General features: G+C 73.6%; 8 protein-coding genes and 6 pseudogenes. 6 read left to right on the forward strand and 8 right to left on the reverse strand.

Going from position 1 to position 8,557, the window contains the following annotated elements:
• A pseudogene (locus DRB89_RS45815) lies at positions 1-480 on the reverse strand (hypothetical protein); the annotation flags it as partial.
• Between the two features lie 842 nt (positions 481-1,322).
• Between DRB89_RS45815 and DRB89_RS45820 the strand changes: the two are divergent.
• The 3 genes and pseudogenes from DRB89_RS45820 to DRB89_RS42560 form a co-directional block, all read left to right on the forward strand.
• On the forward strand, positions 1,323-1,559 hold the full coding sequence (locus DRB89_RS45820) for a hypothetical protein (protein ID WP_112453093.1): 237 nt from the start codon (positions 1,323-1,325) through the stop codon (positions 1,557-1,559).
• Positions 1,560-1,585: 26 nt separating this feature from the next.
• Positions 1,586-1,786: a hypothetical protein gene (locus tag DRB89_RS42555; RefSeq protein ID WP_112453094.1), complete on the forward strand. Its 201-nt coding sequence runs from the start codon at positions 1,586-1,588 to the stop codon at positions 1,784-1,786.
• A pseudogene (locus tag DRB89_RS42560) lies at positions 1,783-2,400 on the forward strand (IS3 family transposase); the annotation flags it as partial. The gene DRB89_RS42555 and the pseudogene DRB89_RS42560, both read left to right, overlap by 4 nt.
• A 609-nt stretch (positions 2,401-3,009) precedes the next feature.
• Here the strand turns inward: DRB89_RS42560 and DRB89_RS42565 are convergent.
• Positions 3,010-3,450 (reverse strand): annotated as a pseudogene (locus tag DRB89_RS42565) (cellulose-binding domain-containing protein); the annotation flags it as partial.
• Positions 3,451-3,647: 197 nt separating this feature from the next.
• On the opposite strand from DRB89_RS42565, the gene DRB89_RS42570 reads away from it, so the two are divergent.
• Positions 3,648-4,136, forward strand: coding sequence for a PASTA domain-containing protein (locus DRB89_RS42570; protein ID WP_112463833.1), 489 nt, complete (start codon positions 3,648-3,650; stop codon positions 4,134-4,136).
• 25 nt (positions 4,137-4,161) lie between these two features.
• Here the strand turns inward: DRB89_RS42570 and DRB89_RS42575 are convergent.
• Positions 4,162-4,380 (reverse strand): annotated as a pseudogene (locus DRB89_RS42575) (helix-turn-helix transcriptional regulator); the annotation flags it as partial.
• A 117-nt stretch (positions 4,381-4,497) separates the two neighbouring features.
• Between DRB89_RS42575 and DRB89_RS45825 the strand changes: the two are divergent.
• Positions 4,498-5,235 (forward strand): hypothetical protein, encoded by a 738-nt coding sequence (locus DRB89_RS45825; RefSeq protein WP_239516959.1) that lies wholly within the window; start codon positions 4,498-4,500, stop codon positions 5,233-5,235.
• Here the strand turns inward: DRB89_RS45825 and DRB89_RS45830 are convergent.
• From DRB89_RS45830 to DRB89_RS42590, 3 genes and pseudogenes are all read right to left on the reverse strand, one after another.
• A pseudogene (locus DRB89_RS45830) lies at positions 5,168-5,530 on the reverse strand (IS3 family transposase); the annotation flags it as partial. The gene DRB89_RS45825 and the pseudogene DRB89_RS45830 overlap by 68 nt on opposite strands.
• A 35-nt stretch (positions 5,531-5,565) precedes the next feature.
• Positions 5,566-6,147 carry an IS3 family transposase gene (locus tag DRB89_RS42585; RefSeq protein WP_112453100.1) on the reverse strand — a complete coding sequence of 194 codons (582 nt, stop codon included), beginning with the start codon at positions 6,145-6,147 and terminating at the stop codon, positions 5,566-5,568.
• Positions 6,148-6,296: 149 nt separating this feature from the next.
• Positions 6,297-6,746: a LysR substrate-binding domain-containing protein gene (locus DRB89_RS42590; protein WP_112463835.1), complete on the reverse strand. Its 450-nt coding sequence runs from the start codon at positions 6,744-6,746 to the stop codon at positions 6,297-6,299.
• Between DRB89_RS42590 and DRB89_RS45835 the strand changes: the two are divergent.
• A pseudogene (locus DRB89_RS45835) lies at positions 6,665-7,137 on the forward strand (IS5 family transposase); the annotation flags it as partial. The gene DRB89_RS42590 and the pseudogene DRB89_RS45835 overlap by 82 nt on opposite strands.
• Before the next feature lie 685 nt (positions 7,138-7,822).
• Here the strand turns inward: DRB89_RS45835 and DRB89_RS43565 are convergent.
• Together DRB89_RS43565 and DRB89_RS43570 are read right to left on the reverse strand one after the other, a co-directional pair.
• Entirely contained in the window at positions 7,823-7,963 is a 141-nt protein-coding gene (locus tag DRB89_RS43565; protein WP_162688977.1) for an NADP-dependent isocitrate dehydrogenase, read from the reverse strand.
• Positions 7,960-8,124, reverse strand: coding sequence for a hypothetical protein (locus DRB89_RS43570; RefSeq protein WP_162688978.1), 165 nt, complete (start codon positions 8,122-8,124; stop codon positions 7,960-7,962). Before DRB89_RS43570 ends, DRB89_RS43565 begins: the two co-directional genes overlap by 4 nt.
• Positions 8,125-8,557 lie beyond the last annotated feature (433 nt).

The following is an 8,557-nucleotide window of genomic DNA, read 5'->3' on the forward strand; positions in this document are numbered from 1 at the left end:
GAGGCCGTTGAAGACGGGTACGCCGGAGTGCGCGGCGAGCTGCTCGACGGTGTCCTGCGCGTCGCCCCGGTACTCGATGCCGTCGAACATCCGGCCCAGCACCCGCGCGGTGTCCTTGACCGATTCCGTGTGGCCCATCGGGGTGCCGTCGGGGTCGAGGACCAGGACGCGCCCGCGGTGGGCGGCCGCGGTCGCCGCGGCGCGGTGGCGCAGCAGTTTGACGGCGCCGTGCAGGGCCTCGTAGCGGGAGTTGGCGAAGAAGCTGCGGTAGCGGGTGCCGGCCGGACGGCCGCCCAGTTCCCGGACGAACTCGCTGAGGAGGTGGCCGGCCTGCGCGGCTTCGGTGGTCACGAACCAGGACGGCATGGCGAACACGGGCTGTTCCCGCGCGATGAGGTCGGCCAGGATGCCGAGGGTCTGCGGACCGGCCGGGCGCAGGTGCGGCACGGGACCGGGCTCGGCGTGGGGGTTCGGGTTCATGACGCCATCTCGCTCGTGGGAGGAGTCCCGGCGGCGGGTGCCCGCGGGACGCGGTGTTCTCGGCGGGACCGGTTGCGGGGTCGGCCTCGGCGCGCGGTCGGCGGTGGCGCGCCCGGGAGGGCGGAGTAGTGGGTCGGTGCCGGGCCTGGCGCCTGTGCTCCTCTTAATCCCAGGGGGCGGGCAGTGCGGACATCGGCGCGCAGCAGGAGATGGTCGGCGGCCGTCGGCATGGCCGTGCTCGCGGCCGCGACCGGGGGCGCGCTGACCTCGCCCGCCGCCGCCGAAGGGGAGACGCCCCCGGGCCAGGTCCCGGGCCAGGTGGACTTCCCGACGCAGTGCCTGGCGCCCCAGGAAGCCGGCCTGCCGCCCGCCGACGGGCCCACCACCGCCCGGATCACCGTCGACGACCCCGCGCCGCGCGTGGGCGACACCGTCACCGTGACCTACCAGGTGACCAGGACCCCGGCCGTGAACCCGCTCGCCGTCGACCTGCCCGCCGACGTGCTCACCCCGACCGGGCGGATCGTGCTCGGGGGCGCGCAGAGCGGCGAGGTCACGGTCGTCGGAGCCAAGCGCAACGACCCCGTCAAGGCGGGGGAGACGCTGCCCGCCGTGACCATGACCGGGACCTTCACCGTCACCGCGCCCGGCGAGATCACCCTGGCCCCGGGTGGCTACACGCTGCACACCGCGCACCTGCTCGACCTCGACACGACCTGCGCCGCCGCCGGGACCCCCGTTCCGGCTCCGGACCCGGCCACGGACCCCGCCACGGATCGCCGCGGGTGGTGTCGCCGGGGTCCGGGCCGCCGCGGCTGCCCGTACGGGGCGGGGCGGACCAGGTGTCCGCGCAGGGCGGCGGTGCGGTCCCGATCGCCTTCAAGGCGGCGTGTCCGGACTGCCGGGCCCGTTTCGAGCTGGATCCGAGCGCCCTGCGACTGGCCATCGGCGGCAGCCGGCGGGCCACCTTCTACTCCTTCACCTGTCCCGAGTGCGGTGCGCAGGTCCGCAAACCGGCCGGCGAGCGCATCGTGGAACTGCTGACCGGTGGCGGAGTGAGCACCCTGCGCAGCGTGTGAGGCGGGCGGTGGCCTAGGCTCTTGCCATGCTGTGGCCGATGCTCGCAATCGCCCTGGGTTTCCTGGGGCTCGCCGTCCTCGCCGTGCTCGCGGTGCGGGTCTTCGTGGAGGTGCGCAGGCTGTCCGGGCAGGTCGCGGACGCCGGCCGCCGGATCGCGGACGCCTCCGGCGAGCTGGAGCGGGCCGCGGTGGATCTGGCCAGGTCCGGGCGGTCCGCGCGGCCCTAGGGCGGGCTCTTATACACATCTGACGCTGCCGACGATCCGCCCTTTGTACACCTCCGTGGACTCCGGCCGTCGCGGACCTGGTCCGACGGGCCTTCACCGCCCGGGACCTGGACGAGAAATGGTGCGGGGACATCACCTACGTTCAGGTCGGCGGCACATGGCTCTACCTGGCCTGCGTCCTGGACATCTGCTCGCGCCGGGTCCTTGGATGGTCGATGGCCACCCACATGCGCACGGAACTGGTCATCGACGCGCTCGAGATGGCGGTGGCGACCCGCGGCGGCCACGTGGACGGGGTGATCTTCCACGCGGACAGGGGCTCGCAATACACCTCGGCCGCGTTCGCCCAGGTCAGCGATCGTTTCGGCATCCGGCGGAGCATGGGCCGTGTCGGGTCGAGCTACGACAACGCCTTGGCTGAATCGTTTTGGCAGGGACTGAAGAGAGAAGCGGTGCAGGGCGTGTTCACGACGGTGCGTCAGGCCAGGCTGGAGATCTTCCGGTGGCTCACCTACTACAACACCCGCCGGCGCCATAGCGCCCTCGGCTACCTCTCACCCGCCGAATTCGAACGGCAACACCAGCGAGGACGTAAACTCACACTCGCAGCATGACCCCCGTGTCCACACTCCGGGGGACACCTCACCCCATACACGGCGCACCTCGGCCCAGCCGCCCCCACCAGGCCCGCCGGCACAGCCCGCAGCCCAGGCGCGGGCGCAGCCCCGTACACGGGCGCAGCCCTCAGCCCAGGCACGGGGCGCAGCCCCACAGCCCCGTACACGGGCGCAGCCCCGCGGCGCCCCCCAGCCCGCAAGCCGGGCGCGGGCACGACCCGCAAGCCGGGCGCGGGCACAGCCCCGTACACGGGCGCAGCCCGCAGCCCAGGCACGGGGCGCAGCCCCGCAGCCCCGTACACGGGCGCAGCCGCGCGGCGCCCGCCGACCTGCAGCCCGGGGCGCGGGCGCAGCCCCGCAGGCGAGGAGCGGGCACGGCCCTGTACACGGGCGCAGCCCCGCAAGCCTGACACGCGCGCGGCCCCGTACACCGGCGCAGCCGCGCGGCGCCCGCCGGCCCGCAGGCCGGGCGCGGGCGCAGCCCCGCAGGCCGGGCTCGGGGTCCGGGGCGGAGCCCCGGGGAACGGGCGAAGGGCGGGTAGGGGACAGCCCCGCAGGGCCGCCCCCGAGCCCGCCCTTCGGCCGTTCCCCGGGGCTCCGCACCGTCGGGGGAGTGGTGGGGTCGGTTGTGCCGTTGCAGGTGATGCCGTTGAGCTTGAAGGTGGCGGGTATGGCGTTGGTGCCAGTGTGCGTGCCGTTGAAGCCGAAGGAGGTGGAACCGCCGGTGGCCAGGCTTCCGTTGTAGGAGAGGCTCTTGGCGGTGACGGCCGCCCCGGACTGGCTGATCGTGGCGTTCCAGCCCTGGGTGACCTGCTGGCCGTTCGCGTAGGACCACTCCAGGGTCCAGGAGGCGACCGGGTCACCGGTGTTGGTGACGATCACGTTGGCGCCGAAGCCGGTGTTCCACTGGTTCGTGATCTGGTACTCGACCTTGCAGCCGGCGGCGGCGGCTCCGGCGGAGGTGCCGAACACGGTGGCGGTCGCGCCGGCGGCGGTGACGAGACTGAGGGCCGCCAGCAAGGCGGTGCGGGGGATCGTGCGGCTCATGTCGTGGGGTGCCTTTCAGTTCAGGGCGCGCAGGCGGTCGCGCAGCCCGGTGCCGAATGAGGTGGGGGTGATCGGGCTGGGCCGGAGGGGTGCTTCCAGGTGTTGCAGGTCCGGCGGGCAAGCGTCAGATGTGTATAGGCGCCAGGCGGTCGGCGTATGCTGCGGCGATTCAGCGCAGCGGCGGCCGTGGGGGGCACATGTTTCAGCGGATCGGAGAGCGGGGCGGCAGAGCCGTCGCGACGGCGGCGGTGGCGGGGGTCCTCGCCTTGGCGCTCGCCGGCTGTGAGGGCGCGGACGCGCCGAAGGGCGCCGACAAGCCCGGGGCCGGGGCCCTGCCCTCGCCGAGCACGTCCTCCGCGCCCCCGGTGATGCCCTCGCTCATCGGCAGGACGTCGGCCGACGCCGAGGCCCTCGTCAAACCGCTGGCCGCGGGGGCGGTCGAGGCGCGCAGCGCCTACGGCGACGTCGCCCTGGCCGCGGACCACGCGCAGTGGACCGTCTGTTTCCAGACCCCGGCGGCCGCGAGCCCGCTGCCGCCCGGCACCGCCGTGGAGATCTCGCTCACCGCCCCGGGCACCCCGTGCCCGGAACGGGCCGGAGCCGCCCTGCGCCCCGCCACGACTCCGAGCCCCACTCCCGCCCGGACCCCGGGCACCGTCAAGACTAGAGGAGGCGGGGGCGGTTGAGGGGGGGGGGGGGGGCGGCGGGCGTGGGGGGCGGGGGGGCGGTGCGGCCCGTCTCCCAGGAGGTGACCGTTTCGCGGCGGACGGAGAGGGCCTGGGCGATCTGGTCCTGGCTCAGCCCCGCGGCCTCGCGGAGGCGCTTGCGCTCGTCAGGGTGGGGGAGGGCGTCTTGTGCCGCGGCCTCTTCCAGTAGTGCGTCGACCGCGGCGAAGAGCGTGGTCTGTTCGTTGTCGTGCGCGTTGAGCATGGGAAACCTCCAGCCGCAGCTTATGCGAACCGCACCATGGAACGCACATGAAACACACGTGGGGGCGTTAACGGCGTTAACGGCGTTAACGCCGTTAACGGCGTCAGCGCCCCCGTCGTGTCAGATGCGGGTCAGCAGCAGTTCCGTGACGGCCTTGAGGTCGTCCGGCGTGAGGTGCGCGGTGAGCGCGTCCGCGATCGTTTCGGGGGACTCCGCCACGATCGTGATCCGGCGGGGGGCCGGGGCCTGTGCGGCACTGGTGTCCTGACCGCCGACGGCACGAACCGCACCACCCAGAACGCGCTGGCCCCCGGCTACGAGCGCCTCATCGTCACCCACTCCCCCACCCGCTCCGGACAGCACCAGAAAGACCTCCCCCTCGACATCCGCAAGGACGCCCAGAAGCACGCCGACTGGCACCGCGACGACAAACTCGCCAAACACCTCGCCCTCACCGAAACCAACGACGAAGCCGCACTCTCCCGACCCAAGGGCTTCACCGACGAAGACCTCGCCAACATCGACGCCTACCTCCGCCACGGCGACCCCGGCGCCGGCCTCCACGACACCACCAGGCAGGCCGTCGAGGCCCTCGCGGTACGCGCCGCGGCCATCGACACGTCCGACGATGCCCAACGGGACGCCATCGCACGGGAGTTCGCGTCCCTGCTGGCCGGCCTTCCCGATCACGAGCGCCTCGATGCCCTGCGGGCCCGCAACATCTACGCCCAGTCCGTCGCCCACCTGCTCCAGAGCCCGGCCCTGTCCGGCCCGGCGGCCGATGCCCCCGAGACGAGCAGATGTCCAGGACGCAGGCCAGGTAGAGCCATGTGCCGCCGACCTGAACGTAGGTGATGTCCCCGCACCATTTCTCGTCCAGGTCCCGGGCGGTGAAGGCCCGTCGGACCAGGTCCGCGACGGGCGGCGCAAGCTTGTCGGGGACCGTGGTGCGCTTGCGCCGCCGCAGGTGGCGTCCTTCGATCCCGTTGACGCGCATCAACCGCTCGACGCGCTTGCGGTTCACGGTGTGTCCGAACCCGCGCAGCTCGGCATGGACCCGGCGGACCCCGTAGGTTCCCCGGTGGCCGGCGTGGATCTCGCGGATCTCTGCGACCAGGGCGTCATCGTCGGCCCGGCGGGCATCGCGGGCCCCGGCGCCGGCGAGCCACTGAGCCTTTTCCAACCTCATGTTGAGGCGTGGTGGAGGACGAGGACGGCCTTCACGATGTCGGTGATCCGGTTGGTGCTGCAGCGGAGCTTCCGTAGGAGGCGCCAACCCTTCAGCACGGCCATGGAGCAGATGTCCAGGACGCAGGCCAGGTAGAGCCATGTGCCGCCGACCTGAACGTAGGTGATGTCCCCGCACCATTTCTCGTCCAGGTCCCGGGCGGTGAAGGCCCGTCGGACCAGGTCCGCGACGGACGGCGCAAGCTTGTCGGGGACCGTGGTGCGCTTGCGCCGCCGCAGGTGGCGTCCTTCGATCCCGTTGACGCGCATCAACCGCTCGACGCGCTTGCCGTTCACGGTGTGTCCGAACCCGCGCAGCTCGGCATGGACCCGGCGGACCCCGTAGGTTCCCCGGTGGCCGGCGTGGATCTCGCGGATCTCTCCGACCAGGGCGTCATCGTCGGCCCGGCGGGCATCGCGGGCCCCGGCGCCGGCGAGCCACTGGTAGTAGCCCGAGCGCGACATGCCCAGGACCCGGCATATCCGCTGCACGCCGAACTCGGCGCGGTAGGCGGAGATGAAGTCCCAGCGGCCGGTCATGCCCTCATCTCCTTCGCGAAATACTGATCTCGATCACGGTCTCGTCGACTGCTCGGCCGATCCCGCGCAGGATCCGCCGGTCCGGCCAACGTACACGCGCTTTCCCGCGTGCGGGAGTTGCCCCACGCCCCGGCGTGCCGGTCGCAGAACTAGGCCAGTTCCGGTGGTACGGCCGCGCGCAGGGCCGCGGCGAAGGCGGCCACGGCGGGGTGGGCGCCGGCTCCGCTGCGGAAGGCCACCTTGGTGCGGCGCTCCATGAGGAGCCGGGTGAGCACGACGGCCCGGTCCGCGTGTCCGGTGATCCCGAGCTGCGGCACCACGGCCACCCCCTGGCCGGCCGCGACCAGGGCGAGGACGGTCGCGAACTCGTCCACCTGGTGCCGGATCCTCGGTGTGAACCCGGCGGCCTGGCAGGCCCGCAGGGTCATGGCGTGGCAGAGCGTGCCGGGCGTGGCGGTGATCCAGGGCGCGTCGGCGTGGGTACGGAGCGTCGCGCCCTGGTCTGCGGCGGCGGGGGCGGCACGGCGACCGGGAGGTGCTTGCCGCGATCGTGTTCGTGGCGACGTCGGGTTGTACCTGGCAGCAGGTGCCTGCGGCATCGTTCGGGCCGTCGGGGGCGACAGCTCACCGGCGGTTCACCGAGTGAAGCAGGGCCCGGGTGTGGGCCAAGCTCCACCGCCTGGTCCTTGACGAACTCGGCGCCCACGGCGAGTTGGACTGGTCCCGCTGCGCGATCGACTCAGTGAACATGCGGGCCCTGAAAAGGTGGACCTGACAGGTCCGAATCCTGTCGACCGGGGCAAGTTCGGGTCGAAGATCCACTTGATCACCGAGCGGACCGGTCTGCCCCTGTCCGTCGGCATCTCGGGCGCGAACCTGCACGACAGCCAGGCCCTTGAGCCCCTCGTCCGCGGCATACCGCCCATCCGATCCCGCCGCGGACGCCGCCGGCGCCGACCCGGCAAGCTGCACGCGGACAAGGCCTACGACTCGTCGGCAGCGTAAGATGTGTATAAGATGCGGGTCTTAAGCTCGGCGCGTCCGGGAGGTCCGGGGGTCGTGCGTGGAGGGGACGGGACCGTCGTGGCAGGAGCGGGGGGACAGCGCGAGGCGTTGGCGGCCGGGGTGCTCCGGGAGAGAACCAGGCTCGCCGCCGAGCTGCACGACACGGTGGCGCAGGGGCTGACCAGCATGCACATGCTGCTCGACGCGGCCGACCAGCAGTGGACGCGGGAGCCGTTGCGGGCCCGGCAGCTGGTCCGGCAGGCCGCGGCGGCGGCGCGCGAGAACCTGGAGGAGGCCCGCCGGCTCATCCATGACCTGGCCCCGCCCGAACTGGACCGCAGCTCGCTGCCGGAGGCCGTGCGCGGGCTGTGCGCGCGGGCGGCGGGCGCGGGGGCAGGGGCGGAGGGCGTGCGGTTCCGGCTGGGCGGCTGCGCTCGCCGCGCGAACGCGTCAGGACGTCCTCGTACAGCTCGGCGTGGAGCACGGCCACGTCATCCGCGTGCCGGGCGCGCAGCCCGGCCAGTTCTCCCTGGATCATGGGGACTTACTAGCCTCCGGCGGGCCCCGTCCACAACAGGGTTTCCCGGTCCACATGCGTGAACGGGTCCGCCCCGGCCGGCGACTGCCGGCCGGGGCGGACCCGTTCGAGCGGTGGAGCCTTCCGGCGGTGTCAGCCGAGGATCGCGAGCGCCTGGTTCAGCGTCGCGGACGGCCGCATGATCGCCGCGGCCTTGGCGGCGTCGGGCTGGTAGTAGCCGCCGCGACGGCGCGGCGGATCCGGCGGGGGTTCCACCTGGGTTGACGGCTTCACCCGTTCGAGGGGTCCGGGCCGGACCTCCGGGACGGGGCCGGTCCGTGCGGGGCGGCGGCCCGGTCCCGGGCGGCCGCCCGCCGCCAGGCCAGGGGCTGCAGCTCCGGCAGGGCCCGCAGGCCGTAGGCTCCGGGAATGGACACCAGTCGCCTGCTGCGCACCACCGGGATCGTGATCGCTGCCGCGGGGCTGCTGCTCTCAGGGTGCACCTCGGGCGGTTCGGGGGGCCCGAGCGCGTCCGCATCCTCCGGCGCCGGATCCGCCGCGCCGTCGGCCGGGGCGGGCGGGGGCGCGCACCGTCCCGACCGGTCGCCGATCCCGCCGAGATCCCCGGTCTCCGGCGCGGTGCCGGTGCCGGCGGATCCGACGGCACTGCCCGGGAACGGGGCCCGGGTCGTGACCCGGCCCGCCGAGCAGGCCGCGGGCGGGGCGGCGGGAACAGCAGACCGAGAAGGTGGAGCGGGTGGAACCGGTGGATCGCACGGACGCTGAACCGCGGCGGCGGCGGCGGCCGCGGCGGACGGCACGCGGGCTCAGGGCCTGGGCCCTCGGCGCGGCCGGGCTGCTGCTCGCGGGCTGTGCCTCCATGCCCGA

This window comes from Streptomyces sp. ICC4 (assembly GCF_003287915.1).
GTDB classification, from domain to species: Bacteria; Actinomycetota; Actinomycetes; order Streptomycetales; family Streptomycetaceae; genus Streptomyces; species Streptomyces tritrimontium.

Excerpts from the sequence above, each read along its gene's own strand:
- DRB89_RS42555 (WP_112453094.1), top strand. The coding sequence starts at position 1,586 with ATGCTGTGGCCGATGCTCGCAATCGCCCTGGGTTTCCTGGGGCTCGCC.
- DRB89_RS42570 (WP_112463833.1), top strand. The coding sequence starts at position 3,648 with ATGTTTCAGCGGATCGGAGAGCGGGGCGGCAGAGCCGTCGCGACGGCG.
- DRB89_RS42585 (WP_112453100.1), bottom strand. The coding sequence starts at position 6,147 with ATGACCGGCCGCTGGGACTTCATCTCCGCCTACCGCGCCGAGTTCGGC.
- DRB89_RS42590 (WP_112463835.1), bottom strand. The coding sequence starts at position 6,746 with ATGCCGCAGGCACCTGCTGCCAGGTACAACCCGACGTCGCCACGAACA.